This is a genomic window from Streptomyces sp. NBC_01003 (assembly GCF_045162695.1).
Lineage (GTDB): Bacteria > Actinomycetota > Actinomycetes > Streptomycetales > Streptomycetaceae > Streptomyces.
Window position 1 is genome coordinate 2,008,076 of the sequence record NZ_CP108707.1, and the last position, 20,664, is coordinate 2,028,739.

At 69.2% G+C, this 20,664-nt stretch carries 14 protein-coding genes and 1 pseudogene; 6 read left to right on the top strand and 9 right to left on the bottom strand.

The window, feature by feature from the left end; translation table 11 throughout:
• Positions 1–236: 236 nt before the first annotated feature.
• From OG698_RS09495 to OG698_RS09505, 3 genes are all read left to right on the top strand, one after another.
• Positions 237–1,781, top strand: a complete 1,545-nt coding sequence (locus OG698_RS09495; RefSeq protein ID WP_406102598.1) for a Re/Si-specific NAD(P)(+) transhydrogenase subunit alpha — start codon at positions 237–239, stop codon at positions 1,779–1,781.
• A 6-nt stretch (positions 1,782–1,787) separates the two neighbouring features.
• The gene (pntB, locus tag OG698_RS09500; RefSeq protein WP_406102599.1) at positions 1,788–3,260 is read left to right on the top strand and encodes a Re/Si-specific NAD(P)(+) transhydrogenase subunit beta; all 1,473 of its coding nucleotides are present in this window, start codon (positions 1,788–1,790) and stop codon (positions 3,258–3,260) included.
• Between the two features lie 188 nt (positions 3,261–3,448).
• Positions 3,449–4,147 carry a GntR family transcriptional regulator gene (locus OG698_RS09505; protein ID WP_406102600.1) on the top strand — a complete coding sequence of 233 codons (699 nt, stop codon included), beginning with the start codon at positions 3,449–3,451 and terminating at the stop codon, positions 4,145–4,147.
• Positions 4,148–4,356: 209 nt separating this feature from the next.
• Here OG698_RS09505 and OG698_RS09510 read toward each other — a convergent pair.
• The 5 genes and pseudogenes from OG698_RS09510 to OG698_RS09530 all read right to left on the bottom strand — a co-directional run bounded on the left by OG698_RS09510 (position 4,357) and on the right by OG698_RS09530 (position 11,482).
• Positions 4,357–5,775, bottom strand: a pseudogene (locus OG698_RS09510) (OFA family MFS transporter).
• 509 nt (positions 5,776–6,284) lie between these two features.
• On the bottom strand, positions 6,285–6,497 hold the full coding sequence (locus OG698_RS09515) for a formate dehydrogenase subunit delta (protein ID WP_406102601.1): 213 nt from the start codon (positions 6,495–6,497) through the stop codon (positions 6,285–6,287).
• Positions 6,498–6,501: 4 nt separating this feature from the next.
• The gene (gene fdhF / locus OG698_RS09520; protein ID WP_406102602.1) at positions 6,502–9,324 is read right to left on the bottom strand and encodes a formate dehydrogenase subunit alpha; all 2,823 of its coding nucleotides are present in this window, start codon (positions 9,322–9,324) and stop codon (positions 6,502–6,504) included.
• Positions 9,321–10,955 carry a formate dehydrogenase beta subunit gene (locus OG698_RS09525; RefSeq protein WP_406102603.1) on the bottom strand — a complete coding sequence of 545 codons (1,635 nt, stop codon included), beginning with the start codon at positions 10,953–10,955 and terminating at the stop codon, positions 9,321–9,323. The genes fdhF and OG698_RS09525 overlap by 4 nt, the downstream gene beginning before the upstream one ends.
• Positions 10,952–11,482, bottom strand: coding sequence for a formate dehydrogenase subunit gamma (locus OG698_RS09530; protein ID WP_406102604.1), 531 nt, complete (start codon positions 11,480–11,482; stop codon positions 10,952–10,954). Before OG698_RS09530 ends, OG698_RS09525 begins: the two co-directional genes overlap by 4 nt.
• A gap of 430 nt (positions 11,483–11,912) precedes the next feature.
• Here OG698_RS09530 and OG698_RS09535 point away from each other — a divergent pair, with 430 nt between their 5' ends.
• Positions 11,913–12,599 (top strand): GntR family transcriptional regulator, encoded by a 687-nt coding sequence (locus OG698_RS09535; RefSeq protein ID WP_406102605.1) that lies wholly within the window; start codon positions 11,913–11,915, stop codon positions 12,597–12,599.
• Here OG698_RS09535 and OG698_RS09540 read toward each other — a convergent pair.
• The 4 genes from OG698_RS09540 to frc form a co-directional block, all read right to left on the bottom strand.
• Complete coding sequence (locus tag OG698_RS09540; protein WP_406102607.1) at positions 12,560–13,351, bottom strand: acyl-CoA dehydrogenase family protein; 792 nt, start codon at positions 13,349–13,351, stop codon at positions 12,560–12,562. The genes OG698_RS09535 and OG698_RS09540 overlap by 40 nt on opposite strands.
• Before the next feature lie 200 nt (positions 13,352–13,551).
• Positions 13,552–14,103, bottom strand: a complete 552-nt coding sequence (locus tag OG698_RS09545; RefSeq protein ID WP_406102609.1) for a beta-class carbonic anhydrase — start codon at positions 14,101–14,103, stop codon at positions 13,552–13,554.
• Between the two features lie 203 nt (positions 14,104–14,306).
• The gene (locus OG698_RS09550) at positions 14,307–15,701 is read right to left on the bottom strand and encodes an OFA family MFS transporter (RefSeq protein ID WP_406102611.1); all 1,395 of its coding nucleotides are present in this window, start codon (positions 15,699–15,701) and stop codon (positions 14,307–14,309) included.
• A 1,119-nt stretch (positions 15,702–16,820) separates the two neighbouring features.
• On the bottom strand, positions 16,821–18,050 hold the full coding sequence (gene frc / locus OG698_RS09555) for a formyl-CoA transferase (RefSeq protein WP_406102612.1): 1,230 nt from the start codon (positions 18,048–18,050) through the stop codon (positions 16,821–16,823).
• 620 nt (positions 18,051–18,670) lie between these two features.
• Between frc and OG698_RS09560 the strand changes: the two genes are divergently transcribed.
• Together OG698_RS09560 and OG698_RS09565 are read left to right on the top strand one after the other, a co-directional pair.
• Positions 18,671–19,075 (top strand): integrase core domain-containing protein, encoded by a 405-nt coding sequence (locus OG698_RS09560; RefSeq protein WP_406102614.1) that lies wholly within the window; start codon positions 18,671–18,673, stop codon positions 19,073–19,075.
• 246 nt (positions 19,076–19,321) lie between these two features.
• Entirely contained in the window at positions 19,322–20,620 is a 1,299-nt protein-coding gene (locus OG698_RS09565) for a Dyp-type peroxidase (protein ID WP_406102615.1), read from the top strand.
• Positions 20,621–20,664: the final 44 nt, after the last annotated feature.

The window sequence follows — 20,664 nt, forward strand, 5'->3', positions numbered from 1 at the left end:
GGTGAGCGATTGTGATTGAATACTGTATGCAGTCGGGCTCTCCGCTGTACACCCGTCGCGCCCGAACTGATACGGCCGTGATGCCCCCAACCGCCCGGCCGACGGGGCCCACCCCTGACGCCCAGCAAACTGCATACAATATGCTGCACTGCTCCTGCCCCGTGCCCCCTCTTGCTACGCTCCCGACGCTCCCGACGCACCGACGGACCCGTAAGGCCCCTGAGAGAAGGAGAGCAATGCCTGCTTCACCACCACAACGCATCGGCGTGGTCGCCGAGTCGACCTCCGGGGAAACCAGAGTGGCGGCCACCCCCGACACCGTCCGCCGCCTGATCGAGCTCGGCTACGAGATCGTCGTCGAGACCGGGGCCGGAGCCGCATCGGGCTTCTCCGACGCGTCGTACGTCGAGGCGGGAGCGCGCCTCGACGACGCCTGGCCGGCCGATGTCGTCCTCAAGGTCAACGCGCCGTCCCACGACGAGGTGCAGCGACTGCGGGACGGGGCGACGATCGTCGGCCTGCTCGCCCCCGCGCAACACTCCGAACTCCTCACCCAGCTCGCGAACAGACCCCTGACCGCATTGTCGATGGACGCCGTGCCCCGCATCTCGCGGGCCCAGTCCCTGGACGTGCTCAGCTCGATGGCCAACATCGCCGGCTATCGCGCGGTCATCGAGGCGGCCCACGCCTTCGGACGCTTCTTCACCGGACAGGTCACCGCGGCCGGCAAAGTACCTCCCGCGAAGGTGCTGGTGGTCGGCGCCGGAGTGGCCGGCCTGGCAGCCATCGGAGCCGCGGGGAGCCTCGGCGCGGTGGTGCGGGCCACGGATCCGCGCAGCGAGGTCGCCGATCAAGTGCGCTCGCTCGGCGGCGAGTTCCTGCCCGTAGAGGTCGAACAGGAGTCGGCCGGCGACGGATACGCGCGGGCCACCTCCGAGGCGTACGACCGGCGCGCCGCCGAGATCTACTCCGAGCAGGCCAGGGACGTCGACATCATCATCACGACGGCCCTCATCCCGGGGCGCCCCGCGCCACGGCTGATCACGGCCGAGCAGGTGGCCTCGATGAAACCGGGCAGCGTCATCGTCGACATGGCAGCGGCGCAGGGCGGGAACGTCGAGGGGACGGTGAGCGGCCGGGCGATCGTCACCGAGAACGGCGTCACCGTCATCGGCTACACCGACCTCGCGGGCCGCCTGCCCGCCCAGGCCTCACAGCTGTACGGCACGAACCTGGTGAACCTGCTGAAGCTGCTCACCCCGGAACGAGACGGGCAGTTGACCCTCGACCTCAAGGACGTCGTACAGCGGGCGGTGACTGTGGTGCACGACGGCGAGACGCTGTGGCCGCCGCCCCCCGTCGCGGTCTCGGCGGCGCCCGCGAAGGCCCCGGCCGCGCCGGCGTCACCGGTCGATCCGACGCCGCCGCGGCGCCTGTCACCGACGGGCCGCTACGGCCTCATCGCGCTCGGGATGCTCGCCCTGTTCGCGATCGTCGCCGTCTCCCCCGCCCAACTCGCCGCCAACTTCACGGTGTTCGCGCTGGCCGTGGTCATCGGCTACTACGTGATCGGTAAGGTCCACCACGCGCTGCACACCCCACTGATGTCGGTCACCAACGCGATCTCGGGGATCGTGGTGGTCGGGGCCCTGCTCCAGATCGGCCACCCGCCCCTGGCCATCAGCGTGTTGGCGTTCCTGGCCATCCTGCTCACCACCGTGAACATCTTCGGTGGGTTCGCCGTCACCCGTCGCATGCTCGGCATGTTCTCGAAAGGCTGAGGTTCGATGAACGCAACCACGGCGGCCCAGGCCGCCGACATCGTCGCCGCACTGCTGTTCGTCCTCAGCCTGGCGGGACTCTCGCAGCACCACACCGCCCGGGCGGGGGTCGCCTACGGCGTGGCGGGCATGGCGCTCGCGCTCGTCGCCACCGTCGTGGTCGCCGGGCGCTCCGTCTCCGGCGGGTCGATCGCGCTGATCGCCGTCGCGGGCGCGATCGGTGGCGCGATCGGCCTGTGGCGGGCCCGCCGCGTCGAGATGACCCAGATGCCCGAGCTGATCGCCGTGCTGCACAGCCTCGTCGGGCTCGCCGCCGTACTGATCGGCTGGAACAGCTACCTGGAGGTCGAGGCGCAGCACCCGGGCTCCACCGAGCTGGCGGGTTCGCTGCTGCGGATCCACCACGCCGAGGTGTTCATCGGCATCTTCATCGGCGCGGTCACCTTCACGGGTTCCGTGATCGCGTTCCTGAAGCTGTCGGCGCGCATCAAGTCCCGGCCGCTGACTCTGCCCGGGAAGAACCTCCTCAACGTCGGCGCGCTGGTCGGCTTCGTGGGCCTGACCGTCTGGTTCACCGTCAGCCCGAGCCTCGCGCTGATGATCGCCGTCACCGTGCTCGCACTCGCGCTCGGCTGGCATCTGGTCGCCTCCATCGGCGGCGGCGACATGCCCGTCGTGGTGTCGATGCTCAACAGCTACTCGGGCTGGGCCGCCGCCGCGGCCGGCTTCCTCCTGGACAACAACCTGCTCATCGTGACCGGGGCCTTGGTCGGCTCATCCGGCGCTTACCTTTCCTACATCATGTGCCGGGCCATGAACCGGTCCTTCCTCTCCGTCATCGCGGGCGGCTTCGGCGTCGAGGCCGCACCCAGCGGCGAGGAGGAGCAGGGCGAGCACCGGGAGATCAGCGCCGAGGACACCGCGAACGCACTGCTCAACGCCACACAAGTGATCATCACGCCGGGGTACGGCATGGCGGTCGCCCAGGCCCAGCACCCGGTGGCGGAGCTGACGCGCCGCCTGCGCGAGCGCGGCGTGACCGTCCGCTTCGGTGTGCACCCCGTGGCCGGGCGGCTGCCAGGGCACATGAACGTCCTCCTGGCCGAGGCCCGCGTCCCGTACGACGTCGTCCTGGAGATGGACGAGATCAACGACGACTTCGCCGACACCTCGGTCGTCCTGGTCATCGGCGCCAACGACACGGTCAACCCGGCGGCGATGGACGATCCGGCCAGCCCCATCGCGGGGATGCCGGTACTGCGGGTGTGGGAGGCGGAGCACGTCGTCGTGTTCAAGCGGTCCATGGCCTCCGGGTACGCAGGCGTGCAGAACCCGCTGTTCTTCCGGGAGAACAGCAGCATGCTGTTCGGCGACGCCAAGCAGAGCGTGGAGGCGATCCTGCGCGAGCTGGCAGTGAGCGACCCGGGCCCGGCGGCGGGTTCCGGCCCCCGGCCTGCGGAGCAGCCCGCACCTGCCTGACCGTCAGGTAGACGTACACCGCCCGTACGACGCGCGGCGGCCGGGATGGCCTCCCGGTCGCCGCGCGTCGCGCTTGGCCAGTTCCGGGGTCTGCACAACAGACTCAGATTGCATACAGAAGCCTATATGCTGTACGGGAACCCTCCACCACCAGCACCTCCCCGCAACCCGCCACCCCGAGGGAGCCCATGCGCGAGCCACGCACTTTCCCAGGCACCGTGACGACACCGGTCGCCAGGCCGGCACCTCTGCGCCAAGCCGTGTACGACGTCTTGATCGAGCTGATCGTGGGGGGCGTACTCCAGCCGGGCCAGCATCTGATCGAGGCCGAACTCGCCGTGGACCTGGGCGTGAGCCGCCAGCCGGTGCGCGAGGCGCTCCTGCGCCTACAGTCCGATGGATGGGTGGAACTGCGCCCCGCGCAGGGCGCGTTCGTGCACAGCCCGACCGTCGAGGAAGCCACCCAGCTCCTCAGCGTCCGCGCCGTCCTGGAGACCCATGCGGCGCACGGCGCCGCACAGTACGCGACCGGTGCGGACATCGCGCGCCTGTGGGAACTGCAGGCCGCAGGAATAGCCGCGCTCTCCGCGGACGACGCCCGCGGCATCGTCGAGGCGAACGCGGCGCTGCACGGATTCATCACCGAGCTGGCGCGCAACCCCATCCTCGCCGAGCTGATCCGGCAGGTCGACCGCCGCGTGCGCTGGTACTACATGCCCATCGCGCGACCACGCGGCAAGGACGCATGGAACGAGCACGCCGAGATCATCGACCGCATCGCGGCCGGCGACGCCGACCGGGCCGAGGCCCTGATGCACCAGCACACCCGGACGACCACCGACTTCTACTGCCGGCAGCTGAGTGCCGTGCCCCGAGCCCCGGCATAGGGGCGGCGACACCGGACGACCTCACCTCAACTCCCGTATCTGACACGCCAATTGGCCGGAGCCGGACGGAGCAGGGAGCGCACCCCACCGTCCGGCCCCGGCCCGTGTCACGGGTGCCCCGCCGGACGACTGCCGCCGCCGTCCGGCGCTGTGTCCGCATCCGCGCACGGTCTGCGGTCCCGGGCGCGAGGACGCGCCCGGGTGTCCACTCAGTTCGCCGCGCTGGTCAGCCCTCGGCTGTCGCTGCCGGAGGCGGGCTGCACACCAGGCAGCTCCTGGTCCGCGGGGCGGCCGGGCTGGCGCAGCAGCAGGGTGATCAGGGCCGACAGGAAGGCGATGCCCCCTGCCAGGTAGTAGCCGCCCGAGTAGCCCCAGGCGCTGATCACCGAAGCGGCCAGGCCACCACCACCGACACCGCCGACCAGCTTGGCGCTGTAGACGAGGCCGTAGTTGGTGGCGTTGTTGTTCTCCCCGAAGTAGTCCGGGACCAGTGCCGCGAACAGCGGGTAGAAGGCGCCGCCGCCGAAGCCGTTGACGAAGGCGAAGATCAGGAACATCGGCTCGTTGTGGGCCTGCCCCGACCACAGCACGCCGAACTGCGCGACGCCCGCGATCACAAGGACGAGCGTCAGAGTCTGCCGGCGGCCCAGCGTGTCCGACAGCCAGCCCACGGCGGCCCGGCCCACCCCGTTGACCACGGCGAGCACACCCGCCGACGAGGCGGCGATCAGCGGCCCGAAGCCGAGGCTCTTGGCGAAGGGGACCTGGAAGTTGATGCCGAAGAGGGAGACGCCTCCGATGCAGACGAGGGCGAACCACATCAGCGGCAGCTGCCCGGTCTTGATCGCCTACATCGGGGTGAACTGCCCCTTGGCGGGCGGGTTCTTGCGCAGCCTGCGCGCCACCCGATCGGCATCCTCGCCGCCACCGCGATTGAGCGGGTCGACGTCGTGCGGCCACCAGCTCTTGGGCGGGTCGCGGAAGAAGAAGCCGCAGGCACCCACGAGGAGCACCATGCCCAGGCCGATCAGGTCGAGGACCAGCTGGTAGTTGCCGGGGTGGAACCAATAGCTGAAGACGAAGATCAACGGCAAGGTGCCGTACGCGAATCCGCCGTTGACGAAGCCGGTCCGTGCGCCCTTGTTGTCCGGATACCACTTGCCGACCATGTTGATGCAGGTCGCGTAGACGAGTCCGGAACCGGCGCCGCCGAGCACCGAGTAGCCGAGGATCACGACGATCGGGTTCGAGACGTGTGAGATGGCGACGAAGCCGAGTCCGGACAGTGCGGCCCCGAGGAGCATGCCCGTCTTCGCGGAGAGCTTTCCGGTCTCCCGCAGCCTGCCCGCGGGGAAGGCCACGCCCGCCTGGAAGACCGCCCAGATACTGGCGATCCAGAAGGCCTCGGTGAGGGTCCAGCCGTGGGCGTGCTCGAGCGTCGACTCCGCCGAGCTGTATCCGTACTCATAAACGCTGACACCCATCATCGCGATCCACGGGAGCCAGACCATCCATGCCCGGGGCCTGCCCAGGATGGAGCGGTCGGTCTCGCCGACGCGGTAGACGCGCCCGTTGGCGTCGGTGACTTCCCGGTACGAGGTGGAAGTCGCCTGCGGTGTTACTGACATGTGTGCCTTCCCTTGCCTGAAAAGAGCCTGGCGTGCGCCCCCTGGGGCCTTGCTCTTCGTGCAGTGGTGAAAGCGACTCCCCTCCGGCTATGCGCGCCCGGGCTGGGGCCGGGCGCGGTGGGGGGTACGCCGTCGGCTCGTCACGGATCCGGGGCGGCATCCCGGAATCCGCCGGCGCGCAGGCGGTGACCTGGTGGTTCGTCCTCGGGGCGGCGGGTTCAAGTCCGCGGCGAGGTATGGCAGACAACTGACCTGCCGATCAGGCGCAGGGAGCCTGACCGCAGATTGCATACGGTATGGAGCGCGGAATTCTCGTGTCCAGTGGGGCGGCATGAAGCTTGACCAGTGCATTACCCAACTACATTTGGGCGCCGTTTGGTTACAGGCCGCAGCGAGCGGAGAGACCGGTTCCGGGCAGGCCGAAGGGCCCCGTGGGCTCTGCCCGCGGGGCTGCACGACACACGGCCCGCTACGTCACTCCGCAGCGGGCTGTGCCTTCAACTCCATTGTCAGCGCAGCAACTTGACCGCCTCGATGACCAAGGGGTGCATGCCCGGCGCGTCGCCGTCCGCCAGCGCGCACAGCCTGGCGCGCATCCGCGGATCCCAGAACCTGCCGATGTGTCCGGCCAGTTCGGCGGCGGCCCGTCCCGCGGGCAGATGGGCGAGGTTCACGGCGATGTCGTTGGCCATGCGGCGCTCAGACGGCTCGGTGGCGGCCATGGTGTCAGTCCCCCGCCGTCAGGGCGCCCACGGGGGCCTCGGCGGCCGTGACGGCCCCTTCCTGCCCCTTCGGCGCCAGGGCGACCTGGACGGCCGTCACCTTGTATTCGGGGCAGTTCGTCGCCCAGTCGGAGTTCTCCGTGGTCACCACGTTGGCGCCGGTGACCGGGTGGTGGAAGGTCGTGTAGACGACACCGGTCGGCATCCGGTCGGAGACCATCGCGCGCAGCGTGGTGCGGCCGACCCGGCTGGCCAGGGTGACCAGGTCGCCGTCGGCGATCCCGCGGTCCTCCGCGTCGTGCGGATGCAGCTCCAGGACGTCCTCGGCATGCCAAGCGACATTGCCGGTGCGGCGCGTCTGCGCCCCGACGTTGTACTGGCTGAGGATGCGCCCGGTGGTGAGCACCAGCGGGAAGCGGCGGGTGGAGCGCTCGTTGGTCGGCACGTAGGACGTGACGACGAACTTGCCCTTGCCGCGTACGAACTCGTCGATGTGCATGACGGGCGTACCCTCGGGCGCCTCGGCGTTGCACGGCCACTGGACGCTGCCCACCTTGTCGAGCAGCTCGAAGGAGACACCCCCGAACGTCGGAGTGACCGAGGCGATCTCGTCCATGATCTGGCTCGGGTGCTCGTACGCCATCGGGTACCCCATGGCAGTGGCGATCTCAGTGACGATCTGCCACTCGTGCTTGCCCGACTTCGGCGCCATCACCGCACGCACCCGGTTGACACGGCGCTCCGCGTTGGTGAACGTTCCGTCCTTCTCCAGGAACGACGCCCCGGGCAGGAACACATGGGCAAACTTGGCGGTCTCGTTGAGGAACAGGTCCTGGACGACGACGAGTTCCATCGCCTCCAGGGCCGCGGTGACGTGCTTGAGGTTCGGGTCGGACTGCGCGATGTCCTCGCCGTGGACGAACAGCCCGCGGAAGGAGCCGTCGATGGCCGCGTCGAACATGTTGGGGATGCGAAGCCCCGGCTCGGACAGCAAGGTGGCGCCCCACAGGTCCTCGAACACGGTGCGCACCGCATCGTCGGAGACATGCCGGTAGCCGGGCAGTTCGTGCGGGAAGGAGCCCATATCGCAGGAGCCCTGGACATTGTTCTGGCCCCGCAGCGGATTGACGCCCACACCGTCGCGCCCGATGTTCCCGCACGCCATCGCGAGGTTGGCCATCCCCATGACCATGGTCGAGCCCTGGCTGTGCTCGGTGACGCCGAGGCCGTAGTAGATCGCCCCGTTGGGCGCCCCCGCGTAAAGCCGGGCAGCCGCGCGCAGTTCGCCGGCCGGAACCCCGGTGACCGGCTCGACGGCCTCGGGGCTGTTCTCGGGGCGGGCCACGAACGCGGCCCACTCCTCATAGCCCTCGCACCGCTCGGCCACGAAGTTCTTGTCGACGAGGTTCTCGGTGACCACTACATGCGCCATGGCATTGATCACGGCCACGTTGGTGCTCGGCCGCAGCTGCAGATGGTGGTCGGCCTCGATGTGCGGCGAGCGTACGAGGTCGATGCGGCGCGGGTCGACCACGATGAGCCGGGCCCCCTCGCGCAGCCGGCGCTTCATCCGGGAGGCGAACACCGGGTGTCCGTCGGTGGGGTTGGCGCCTATCACCACGATGACGTCGGCCTCGGCGACCGAGCGGAAGTCCTGCGTCCCCGCGGATTCACCGAAGGTCTGCTTGAGCCCGTATCCGGTGGGCGAGTGGCAGACGCGCGCACACGTGTCGACGTTGTTGTTGCCGAAGGCGGCACGGACCATCTTCTGGACGACGTACACCTCCTCATTCGTGCACCGCGACGAGGTGATCGCGCCGACCGCGCCCGTCCCGTACGTCTCCTGCAGGGCCCGCATCCGGCGCGCGACGGTGGCGACGGCCTCGTCCCACTCGACCTCGCGCCACGGGTCCGTGATCTTCTCGCGCACCATGGGCTTGAGGACACGGTCGGGGTGCGTTGCGTAGCCGAAGGCGAAGCGGCCCTTGACGCACGCGTGTCCCTCGTTGGCGCCGCCGTCCTTGTACGGCACCATGCGCACGAGTTCGTCGCCGCGCAGTTCGGCCTTGAAGGAGCAGCCGACGCCGCAGTACGCGCAGGTGGTGATCACCGAGCGGGTCGGCATCCCGAGGTCGACGACCGACTTCTCCTGGAGCGTGGACGTCGGGCAGGCCTGCACGCAGGCGCCGCAGGAGACGCACTCGGAGTCCATGAAGGACTCTCCCGCGCCCGCCGCCACCTTGGAGTCAAAGCCGCGTCCCTCGATGGTCAGGGCGAAGGTGCCCTGGATCTCGCCGCAGGCGCGCACGCAGCGGGAGCAGGCGATGCATTTGGAGGCGTCGAAGTCGAAGTACGGGTTGGAGGTGTCCTTGGGCGCGTCCAGGTGGTTGGCCCCGTCCTGACCGAAGCGGACCTGCCTGAGGCCCACCACGCCCGCCATGTCCTGTAGTTCGCAGTCTCCGTTGGCAGGGCAGGTCAGACAGTCCAGCGGGTGGTCGGAGATGTACAGCTCCATGACGCCCTGGCGGAGCTTCTCGACCTTGGGGGTCTGGGTGTGCACCTGCATGCCGTCCGCGCACGGCGTGGTGCAGGAGGCGGGCGTGCCGCGCCGGCCGTCGATCTCGACGACGCACAGGCGGCAGGAGCCGAAGGCCTCCAGGGAGTCGGTGGCGCAGAGCTTGGGGATGTCGACGCCGGCCTCGGCCGCCGCCCGCATCACCGAGGTGCCCTCGGGCACGCTCACCGGTATGCCGTCGACCTCGACCGACACGGTGGCCGGTCCGGGCCGCTCCGGGGTGCCGAAGTCGGGTTCCTTCAGAAGCGTCATGCTGTGCCCTCCGTCCTCGCACCTGGAACGCGCGGGATTGGGATGTCGACCGTCCGCGCCCCGCTGAGGGAACGGGCCGGCCCGGTGAAGTCGTCCGGGAAGTGGGTGAGCGCGCTGCGCACGGGCAGCGGGGTCAGGCCGCCCATCGCACACAGCGAGCCGTCCGTCATCAGCTCGCACAGGTCGTCCAGGACCGCCAGGTTCTCGTCCCGGTTCTCGTCCGCGACGATCCGGTCGATGGTCTCCACGCCCCGTACCGAACCGACCCGGCACGGGGTGCACTTGCCGCAGGACTCGGCCGCGCAGAACTCCATGGCGAAGCGCGCCTGGGCGGCCATGTCGACGGTGTCGTCGAAGACCACGATGCCGCCGTGCCCGACCATCGCCCCGGCCGCCGCGAACGCCTCGTAGTCCATGGGCAGGTCGAACGAGGAGGGCGGCAGGTAGGCGCCAAGCGGCCCGCCGACCTGGGCGGTGCGCACCGGCCGGCCCGACCGCGTGCCGCCGCCGTACTCCTCGACGAGTTCACGCAGCGTGATGCCGAAGGCGGTCTCGACGATGCCGCCGCGGGCGATGTTGCCGCCGAGCTGGAACACCTGGGTGCCGCGCGAGCGCTCCACGCCGAGCTCCTGGTACGCCTTGGCGCCCTGGGCGAGCACGACGGGGACGGTGGCGAGGGTGAGGACGTTGTTGACGACGGTCGGTTTGCCGAACAGGCCCTCGATGGCGGGGATCGGCGGTTTGGCGCGGACCATGCCGCGCTTGCCCTCCAGGCTCTCCAGCATGGAGGTCTCCTCGCCGCAGATGTACGCGCCCGCACCGACCCGCACGTGCAGGTCGAAGGCGAGCGGCGTGCCGAGGACCGAGGTGCCGAGCCAGCCGCGCTCGCGGGCGATCTCGATGGCGGCGCGCATCGTGGCCACCGCGTCCGGGTACTCGGAGCGGATGTAGAGGTAGCCCTCGCGGGCGCCGACGGCGTGCGCGGCGATCGTCATGCCCTCGATGAGCAGGAACGGGTCGCCCTCCATGAGCATGCGGTCGGCGAAGGTCCCGCTGTCGCCCTCGTCGGCGTTGCAGCAGATGAACTTGAGCTCGCCCGGGCAGTCGAGGACAGTCTTCCACTTGATGCCCGCGGGGAAGCCCGCCCCGCCGCGCCCTCGCAGGCCCGAGTCGGTCACTTCGGCGACCACGTCGGCGGACGTGAGCTTGAGCGCGGTGCGCAGACCGGTGAGCCCGCCGTGGCGCAGATAGTCGTCGGCGTCGAGCGGATCGATGACGCCGACGCGTCCGAACGTGACCCTGTTCTGCCGTGCCAGCCACGGCAGTTCGTCCACCGGGCCGAGGCGCAGGGGGTGTTCGCCGCCGTCGAGCAGGCCGGCGGCGAGCAGCGCGGGAACGTCGTCGGGGGCCACCGGACCGTACCCGATGCGCCCCTGCTCGGTGGCGACCTCAACGAGCGGTTCGAGCCAGAGCATGCCGCGCGATCCGGTGCGTACGAGATCGAGGGCCATGTCTGCGCCGTCGACGGCCTGTTGGAGTGCTGCGGCCACCTCGTCGGCGCCCACCGACCGAGCGGCCGAATCGCGGGGGACGTAGATCCGCACAGGGGGCTGCGCGGGATGCCGGGTCATGACCGGGGTACCTCACTTCCGTCGTGCGTGGCGCCGGTGCCGTCGCGTCGCGTCCGGTCGGTTCCGTGGAGCAGCGCGCCGAGCCGCTCCGTGTCCACCCGGCCGTGCAGGCGTCCGTCCACCTCGACAGCGGGGCCGAGGGCGCAGTTGCCGAGGCAGAAGACCTGTTCGACGGTGACCGAGCCGTCCTGTGCGGTCTGCCCGAGGGCGAGCCCGCTCTGCTCCACGTACTCCACGAGCCGCCCGGCGCCCTGCGCCTGGCAGGCCTCCGCGCGGCAGACGCGGACGGTGCGGCGGCCCGCGGGTTCGGCGCGGAAGTCGTGGTAGAAGCTGACCACTCCGTGAACGTCGGCCCGCGAGAGGTTGAGCTCGTCGGCGAGGACGGGGACGGCCTCCTTGGGCACATGGCCCAGTTCGGCCTGCACGGCGTGGAGGATCGGCAGCAGCGCGCCACGCTGCTCGCGATGGGCGGCGGCGACCGTCCTCACCACCTGCTCCACCGTCGGATCACTGGTCCGGATCTTCATGGTCGTGCGGCCTTTCGTCAGGGCCGTGGGAGAGGTACGGGCACGGGCACCTGGGGGTCCGGTCCGAGCACCACGGTTCGCGGTCACAGAGGCACCTCGACCTCACCTCGCGCGCACGGACGGCGCAAGGGGCGAAACAGTCCTAGCGAAGCAGCAAACTGGCATGCATACAAGCTCCTGCATACAGAATCCCAAACAGAACTGCATCGGCGCATTCACCGCGACGTCCCGTCAATCTGCCGCTGGAGGCGCTGAGTTGAACCGGTCCCCGACCGCCCGTCGTCCAGGCGGGACATCACGCAAGGCCGCCACGGGACATCACTCTGCATACGAAAACCTGTATCCTAAATCGGCCGCCGCGCGGTCCGCCCGGGGGCAACGGCCGGCACAGCCGCCGACTCGGTGAGATCGGGGGCGGAACAGGAGAACCATGCGCCAAGGCCTGACGGCTGCCTCCGCCCGACGCGTCGCCCGCCCCACCCCGCTGCGCCAGGCGGTGTCCGACGCCCTGGCAGAGCTGATCATCAGCGGCACCCTGGAACCGGGCCAGCACCTGGTGGAAGCGGATCTCGCCGAGCAGCTGGGGGTCAGCAGGCAACCCGTGCGCGAGGCGCTGCAGCGCCTGCACACGGACGGCTGGGTCGACCTCAGGCCCGCCCAGGGCGCGTTCGTACATGCCCCCACGCAGGAAGAGGCGACCCAACTCCTCGGCGTCCGTACGGTGTTGGAGACCTACTCCGCACAACTTGCGGCGCAGCACGCCAAGCCCGAGCACATCGAGCGCCTGTGGCAGCTCCAGCAGGAGGGCGTGGACGCGCTGGCCGAGAGTGCGACCCACCGCCTGGTCGCCGCGAACACGGCCCTGCACACCTACATCACCTCCGTGGGCGGCAACGACGTACTCGCCGAGCTGATCGCACAGGTGGGGCGCAAGGTGCGCTGGTACTACACCCCGATCGCCAACTCCCGCTCCAAGGGCTCCTGGAACGAGCACGCCCGCCTCATCGAGGCCATCGCCAAGGGCGACCCGGAGCGGGCCGGCGAGATCATGCGCAAGCACACCGAGCGCACCCGCACCTACCGCAAAGCCATCGAAGCGGAGGCCGCCAGCGCCTGACCGTCGCCAGAGCGCGCGGCCCCCGAAGCGGACCGCGCCAGCGCACCCAGCGAGGGGTGCACCGCATCGGACCCGACGACGGCGCACAGCTCGAGCAGCCACGGCAGCACGGCGCCGAGCAGCATCCCGAACCCCTCGCCGTCCGCCCCCAGCATCGCCTCGGCCGGGACGCGCACCGGGTCGGCGACCACCGTGGACGTGGCACTGGCGAGCGGCGCCCCGGTGGCGCGCGCCGGAACGAACAGGCCGGGCGCGTGAGCCGGGACGCCCCAGAGCGTCAGGCCGCCGGAGTCCGCGACAGCCGGCGACGACCAGATATAGCTGTCCGCCTCACCCGCGGCGACCACATCGCGCTTGCGCGCCCGCAGCGTCACCACACCTCCCCTGCGCCGCACGGTCGAGCGCACAGTTCCCCCGGCACCGTCCTCCACCACCGCGAGGCTGCACAGGTGACGGCCGGCCGCGACCTCACCCCGCAGCCACCGCCCGCCGTACGCCCCGACCACCGCGGCCGCAGCGTAGTGGGACTGGAGCACCGCGGCCGTGGCCGGGCACACGGGCACGACCCGGGCGACCACCGCGGCGGCCAACGCCAAGTCGGCGCCACCACCGGCGGGTTCGGCCGGGCAGGTCAGCCCGAGGAGCCCGGCCCGGCCGAGGGCCGTGACCGCCGTGCGCGGGAACTTCCCTTCCTTGCACGCCAGTTGGGCGGCCAGAGCGATGACGTCGTGCAGTGCGCTGGGATACGACACGGGGCGCCCCCTTGGGTGCGATGTCCGATCCGCCCCGGGCGGGCGGTCCCGATGGCCTCGGCCGCGGATCGCGGATCAGCGAGGCATCGACCTGTATTGCATACAGTATGCCATTGGTCCGCGGTGGCGCTACGTATCTGAGGGTTGCGACCAACCAACTCCCCCTCGAGCGACGCAGATTCGCGAGGACGCAAGGGGGCTCAGCCGAGGTCCGGGATCTCCCTCAGCAGCCCCGACGCCACATCGAAGACAAAACCCCTCACATCGTCGGTGTGGGGCAGGAACGGGGACGTACGCACCCGCCGCATCGACTGCCGCACGTCCTGGTCGACGTCCCGGAACGACTCCACCGCCCATGCCGGGCGCTGCCCGACCTCCCGCTCCAGGTCGTACCGGAACTCCTCGGTCAGTGTCTGCAGGCCGCACCCCGTGTGGTGGATGAGGACGACGCTTCGGGTGTTCAGGGCGCGCTGGCTGATGGTGAGGGAGCGGATGGTGTCGTCGGTGACCACGCCACCGGCATTGCGGATGGTGTGGCAGTCCCCCAGCTCCAGGCCGAGCGCGGCGTGCAGGTCGAGCCGGGCGTCCATGCAGGCCACGACCGCCACTCCGAGGACGGGACGGGCATCCATTCCGGGGTCGCGAAACACGTCGGCGTAGGCGCGGTTGGCCTGCACCAGGGACTCGATGACCGAATCCTGGCCGGGGGAACCGGTGGACGGGCCTGCACCGGAAGATGTCGATGTCAGCATGCTCGGTCGCCTCTCGGACGGATCGATGCCCGGCCAGAACGGAGCCGGGCAGAACGCTGTCGCCCGGCGAACCGGGGCGACAGAAGGGAGACCAGGAGTGGTCGTTGACGTCAGGAGCGTGGGCGGCCCGGTGCGGCGGGCCACCTTGCGGGGACAGGCCGGTTCGGCCCCGCACTGGGCGGGGCCGAACCCTCACCTCCCGCTCAGAGCGCCTCCCCTGCGACCGCGCCCGTGGCCGGGGCGGTGCGGACGCCGTCCTGCTTCGGCCGGCCCGGCGCCCGCAGGAACACCGCGAGCACCGCGGAGCAAAGGCCGATGGAACCGGCGAGGACGAACGCCCCCTCGTAGTCCCACGCGCCGACCACGACGGCGCCCATGCCGGAGCCGACAAGCCCGGAGATGAGCTTGGAGCTGTAGACCAGGCCGTAGTTGGAGGCGTTGTTGTTCTCACCGAAGTAGTCCGCGGTCATCGCGGCGAACAGGGGGAAGATCGCGCCGCCGCCGAAACCGGAGACCATGGAGCAGAAGAGGAAGAACGGCATGCTGCCCATCGATCCGGAGACCAGCACCCCGAACTGCGCCGATCCCAGGACCAGACAGACCAGGATGAGCGTGCTGCGGCGGCCGTACTTGTCGGAGATCCAGCCGATGACCCCGCGGCCCGTACCGTTCACGATCGCCTTCAGCGACATGGCGGTCGCCACGATGCCGCCGGCGAATCCCATATCCTTGCCGAACGGGACCTGGAAGGCGATGCCGAAGATATTGATCCCCGCTGTGCACAGCAGGCAGAACCACATCATCCACAGCACAGGAGTCCGCGCGGCTTCCTTCGTCGTGTACTGCTTCACGGCCGGCGGGTTCTTCTCCAGCGCGCGCACGATCCGCGGATCGTCGGAGACCTTCAGTGGGTCGACGTGCTCGGGCCACCAGCTCTTGGGCGGGTCCTTGAAGAACCAGCCCGCGACCGCGACCACGGTGCAGCAGATCAGGCCGACCATGACGAGGACGGTCTCGTAGTTGCTGAGGTCCATGTAGGACGTGAACAGGAACACGAAGGGCACCGAGCCATAGGCGAAACCGCCGTTGACCAGGCCGGTCTTGCCGCCCTTGCGCTCCGGGTACCACTTGCCGACCATGTTGACGCAGGTCGCGTAGACGAGACCCGCGCCGATGCCGCTACACATGCCGAAACCCAGATAGGCCACGAACACGTTCGGCGCGTACGCCAGCGACAGATAGCCGAGGACGGTGCCGAGGGCACCGAGCATCATGGCGTTGCGCGCCGGCAGCCTGCCGCTCTCGCGCAGCTGTCCGGCCGGAAGGGCCACAGCCGCCTGGAAGAACACCCAGACGCCCATGAGCCAGAAGATGTGCCCGCTGTTCCACAGATGAGCTTCGTGCAGCGTGTCCTCGGCGGATGTGAACGCGTACTCCGAGGAGCTGATGCCCAGCATGCCCATCCAGGGAAAGAGCACCATGGTCCATCGCGGGCGTCCCATGATGTCCCGGTCGGACTCGCCGATCCGGTAGGTGCGTCCGTTTCCGTCCGTCACCTCCCTGTACGGAAGACGTGATGGTTTGTCAGTTATCGTCATGCCAATTCCCCTACGTCGCAGAACCCCGACCAGCGCCCCCTGTCCGGTTCTCACGTGCCGTCAGGACCCTCCGCCCCGCGATCGCCCCCACGGCCGGCCCGGGCTCCCTGCGCCCTGACGCGGCCCGGAGCGCGCGTGCGCTCACGAGTCCTGACTTCGCGTCACCACATGTGCAACCCCTTCCGCGACGACGGGAACAGTGATCCACTCCACACGCCGCAACTTTGCATACGATATGGAGTAGCCCGTATTCTGTAGAGGGGTCGCCTCTCTGTCTAGGGGCTGCACTCCGTCTTTCTCGCGCGAATGTCATGCGGGTCATGCGGACGTCCGCGTACGCCGCGTCGGACCTCGGCGGGTGCCCATCGGACCACGATTCCCTTGGGGCGTACGGGTGTTGGAGTGCCGCGCAAGTCTCTGACGACGATGTCCGCGGAGGCCGTGTCCTGCGCTGCCGACCTGCGGCACATCGCCCCGAGGGAGAACCTTGGCCTTCCCGAAGCGCAGGGGCGGGATCGCATCCACGGAGTCGAGAGCGTGCAGCCACCGCGGGCGTGAAGCCGGATTCCACGCCGAGCGCGTCGAGAGGAGCCGCGGCACGCCGTCATCCGGTCGCTGTGGACGCCCACGGGGCGCACCCCGACTCCAGGCCTACGAATGTGGCATTTCCGTGCAGCGTAGGCGAGTTGACAGCTTCACGGAGGGTGGGCCCGCCAGCTGATGCGGTCGGGCGCGACGGGTCGCCGACGGCGCTCACGGCGGCGCTCATGGCGGCGCTCATGGCTTTGCGCGGCCGTTCCATCGTGCCGCTGCGCGATGGAACGAGGCAGGGGTGGGCGGGCCGGACGGTGCCAGGGGGCGCCTGAGAACACCATCCGGCCTCGCACCCGCGCCGCGGCGGCGGACGGGGTCAGCCACCGCGGGCACGATGAGGGCCGACGCCTCAGTGTGAGGTCGTACGGGCGGTACGGGCGGTACGGACGGCGCAGTACGGATACCCGTGAATCCGGGAGACAACGCGGTGCACGGCACGTGACCGAGGCGCGCCGGCGCGGCTGGGGCGGCGACCGTGGCAACACCACGTCCGCACGAAAACGCCGCCGTCCGGTCCGAGCGGCATCAGATCACCCCACCGGTCCGCAGCAGGGCCAACTCTTCGCCGTCCAGGCCCAGTTCACCGACGAAGACCTCTTCGTTGTGCTCACCGAGCAACGGCGAGCTGGTGATGTGGACCGGAGAGTCGGAGAGCTTGAGCGGGGATCCGACAGTGGTGAACGAGCCGCGCTGCGAGTGCGGCACCTCGACGACCATGTCGTTGGCGACGAGCGAGGCGTCCTCGATGATCTCCTTGGTGGACAGGATCGGGCCGCACGGAATGTTGTGGGCGTTGAGCTTCTCCAGAACGTCCCACTTGGGGAGCGTCGAGGTCCACTCCTCGATGAGCTGGAACATCTTGCCGAGCTTCGGGAGCCGCGCCGCGGGGGACGCCCACTCGGGGTCGTCGGCCAGTTCGGGCCGCCCGATCAGCTCGCTCAGCGGCTGCCAGCCGACCGGCTGCACGATCACGTACACGTAGTCGTTGGGCCCACCCGGAGCGCACCTCACGGCCCAGCCGGGCTGCCCGCCGCCGGAGGCGTTCCCGGAGCGCGGCACCTCGTCTCCAAAGTCCTCGTTCGGGTACTCGGCCAACGGGCCGTGCGCGAGCCGCTGTTGATCCCGAAGCTTCACCCGGCACAGGTTGAGCACGGCGTGTTGCATGGCCACGTTCACGCGCTGCCCCTGCCCGGTGTTCTCGCGCTGGAAGAGGGCAGCCAGGATGCCGGCAACGGCATGGATACCCGTTCCCGAGTCGCCGATCTGGGCGCCAGTGGCGAGCGGCGGACCGTCCTCGAACCCGGTGGTCGCCATCGAGCCGCCCATGGCCTGCGCGACCACCTCGTACGCCTTGAAGTTGGTGTACGGCCCTTCGCCGAAGCCCTTGATGGACGCATAGACGATTTTCGGGTTGATCTCCCGAATACGTTCCCAGGTGAACCCCATCCGGTCGACGGCGCCCGGCCCGAAGTTCTCGACCATGACGTCGGAGCGCCGGATCAGCTCGGTGAGGAGCTCCTTGCCACGCTCGGTCTTGGTGTTGAGGGTGATGCTCCGCTTGTTGCAGTTGAGCATCGTGAAGTAGAGCGAGTCGACGTCCGGCAGGTCACGCAGCTGCTTACGCGTGATGTCGCCTGTAGGCGCCTCCACCTTGATGACGTCCGCGCCGAGCCAGGCGAGGAGCTGGGTGGCGGAGGGCCCGGACTGCACGTGCGTCATGTCCAGAACTCGGATGCCTTCTAGTGCCTTTGCCATGGCCGTCCTCACCTCACTGATACGTCGTGACGTCGGGTTCGGGCTGAAAACGCGCTGGCGCGGAGGCCAGGCCCCCACACGCACACCCTGCGCGACGACGGCAGTCATCACACCTGGCCAACCCCAGACTGTAGATTGCATACCGTATGGAGTTGTTCGTCATCATGGCCATAGAGAGAGTGGTTGTCCAGAGTCCGTACACCGATCGCAGTGACGGCCGGGTCGTCCTTGTGGAAGCCACCGGCGCCGGCCTGGAGGTCTTCCGGCAGCGGCGCGCCGAGCGCGCCGAATCCCTGCGGACCTCATCGAGAAGCCGTCCGAGCGGGAACAGCACGCGGTGCAGCTCGGCCTTCCAGCCCTGACCCGGGCGATCCAGGCTCGCCCGTCACACCCCTGAGACCATCCCCATGGCGCAGCGTCCACAAGCGGTGCAGGTGATCAGTCGAAGACGACGATCCCGCGGATGTTCTTGCCGGCGTGCGGGTGATGGTAGCCCTGCTGGATGCCGTCGAGAGAGTAGGTCCGAGTGATCATCTCGTCGAGCTCGAGCGCACCGGCCCAGTAGAGGTTCAGGAGGCCCGACCGCAGCCTGGGTCACGCAAGCAGCACGAAACCTCGTCATGGACCTGGAGGACGCCGGTCATCATGCGCGATTCCTGATCCGGGACCGGGACGGCAAGTATCCCCAACTGTTCGACGCGATCCTCGCGGATACCGGAATCAAAGTGGTGCTCACCGGCATTCGCATGCCCCGGATGAACGCGATCATGGAACGTTGGGTACGCACCTGCCGCCGCGAGCTACTCGACCACACACTGATCTGGAACCCACACCATCTCCTCTGCGCCCTCCGAGAGTTCGAAGACCACTACAACAACCACCGCCCGCATCGTGCACTCGGCCAAGCATCACCTCTACGCTCACACCCCGAGCCGGTCACCGATCCGGGCCAGATCGCCCACCGGAACATACGCAGACGCGACCGCCTCAGCGGAACGCTCCACGAATACCACCATGCAGCCTGACCAGCTCGGATGACCTTTTCGGAGCCCACAGGGCCGCCACCTGGCGGCACTGCGAGTGGCATCAGCGCGCGTGTCCGATATGTTCCTTTTTACGGACAGTCATGCAACTGGCGGCGATCCAGGAGCTGGTGGGGCTGCTCTATGCGGTCATGCGCCTTTTCGGCTCTCGGTGCCGGGCCGGGCTCATGGAAACCGCTCACGCCAGTGCCGTACTGCCGCGACCTGGCTCACCGCCCTAGGGGAACCATGACCAAGGAAAAATATCCGAGCGTGGAGGACGGGTGGAGCGGCGGAGGGTGCCCGGCGAGCGCCTTTGCCCGGCGGTCGTTTCTTCAGGGCGCCACCGCGGGTCTGGCCGGAGCAGCGGGCGGGATCGCCTTGGGCGGGGGCACGGCCCTCGCCTCCCCGGTGGCCGAGACCAAGCGCACGCAATCCCGTGTGATTCCCTTCCACGGCGTTCACCAGGCCGGCATCCTCACCCCGCCCCAACAGGACGCAATTTTCCTCTCGTGCGACGTGACCGCCGCCGACCGCGCGGAGCTCACCGAGCTGTTCCGCACACTGACCGCGCGGGCCCGGTTCCTGACGTCGGGCGGCAGGCCCCCGAAGGTCCCCCCGACATCGACGCCATCGGACAGCGGCATCCTGGGACCCGCGGTCGTACCGGACGGTCTCACCCTGACCGTCGGAGTAGGTGCCTCCCTCTTCGACGACCGCTACGGCCTGAGCGCGCGCAAGCCGGTCCAGCTCGCCACCATGACACCCTTCCTCCACGACGACCTCGATCCTGCCCTGAGCCAGGGAGACCTGCTGATCGAGATCTGCGCCGACCACCGCGACACGACGGTGCACGCACTGATCGACATCCTGACCCACACCGCATCCGCGATGAAGCTGCGCTGGCGCATCGACGGGCAGCGCAATCCGGAACGCCCCGTCGGTGTCCGGCGCGACTGGTTCGGTTTCAAGGACGGCATCTCCAATCCGGACACCACCGATCCCGCCCAGATGGCTCAGTGGGTCTGGGCCCAGCCGAAGGCCGGGGAACCCGCCTGGGCTGCGGGCGGCACCTACCACGTGGTGCGTATCGTGCACTTCCACATCGAGGCATGGCAGAAGGTGCCCGTCGCCCAGCAAGAGCGGATCTTCGGCCGCCGCAAGGCGAGCGGCGCACCCATGTATGCCGTGGGCGAGAACGCCACGGACCTCCTCGACCCCATCTACACCAACGACCCGCAGGGCCTGATCACCCCGCTGAACTCGCACATCCGCCTTGCCAATCCCCAGACCCCGCAGACCGCGCCGACCAGCACCATCCTGCGTCGCAGTTACGACTACGACCGCAGCCCCAATCCGCCGGAACTGGACATGGGGCACGCCTTCGTCTGCTACCAGAGGGAACTCAACACCTACATCGCCATGCAGAACCGGCTGGAAGACGAGGCACTGGTGCCCTTCATCACGCCGAAGGGCGGAGGCTACTTCTTCGCACTTCCGGGAGTCCGGGACGAGAACGACTACTACGCCCGCGGGCTCGTGACCTGATCCCGACCTGCCGCCGGACAGCCGTCGACGATCTGACGCCTGGT

What these genes read in the sequence shown, in the direction of transcription:
- OG698_RS09550 (WP_406102611.1), bottom strand. Translation starts at nt 15,701, where the DNA reads ATGACGATAACTGACAAACCATCACGTCTTCCGTACAGGGAGGTGACG.
- OG698_RS09525 (WP_406102603.1), bottom strand. Translation starts at nt 10,955, where the DNA reads ATGACCCGGCATCCCGCGCAGCCCCCTGTGCGGATCTACGTCCCCCGC.
- pntB (WP_406102599.1), top strand. Translation starts at nt 1,788, where the DNA reads ATGAACGCAACCACGGCGGCCCAGGCCGCCGACATCGTCGCCGCACTG.
- OG698_RS09545 (WP_406102609.1), bottom strand. Translation starts at nt 14,103, where the DNA reads ATGCTGACATCGACATCTTCCGGTGCAGGCCCGTCCACCGGTTCCCCC.
- OG698_RS09515 (WP_406102601.1), bottom strand. Translation starts at nt 6,497, where the DNA reads ATGGCCGCCACCGAGCCGTCTGAGCGCCGCATGGCCAACGACATCGCC.
- OG698_RS09535 (WP_406102605.1), top strand. Translation starts at nt 11,913, where the DNA reads ATGCGCCAAGGCCTGACGGCTGCCTCCGCCCGACGCGTCGCCCGCCCC.
- fdhF (WP_406102602.1), bottom strand. Translation starts at nt 9,324, where the DNA reads ATGACGCTTCTGAAGGAACCCGACTTCGGCACCCCGGAGCGGCCCGGA.
- OG698_RS09530 (WP_406102604.1), bottom strand. Translation starts at nt 11,482, where the DNA reads ATGAAGATCCGGACCAGTGATCCGACGGTGGAGCAGGTGGTGAGGACG.
- OG698_RS09560 (WP_406102614.1), top strand. Translation starts at nt 18,671, where the DNA reads ATGGACCTGGAGGACGCCGGTCATCATGCGCGATTCCTGATCCGGGAC.
- OG698_RS09495 (WP_406102598.1), top strand. Translation starts at nt 237, where the DNA reads ATGCCTGCTTCACCACCACAACGCATCGGCGTGGTCGCCGAGTCGACC.
- frc (WP_406102612.1), bottom strand. Translation starts at nt 18,050, where the DNA reads ATGGCAAAGGCACTAGAAGGCATCCGAGTTCTGGACATGACGCACGTG.
- OG698_RS09565 (WP_406102615.1), top strand. Translation starts at nt 19,322, where the DNA reads ATGACCAAGGAAAAATATCCGAGCGTGGAGGACGGGTGGAGCGGCGGA.
- OG698_RS09505 (WP_406102600.1), top strand. Translation starts at nt 3,449, where the DNA reads ATGCGCGAGCCACGCACTTTCCCAGGCACCGTGACGACACCGGTCGCC.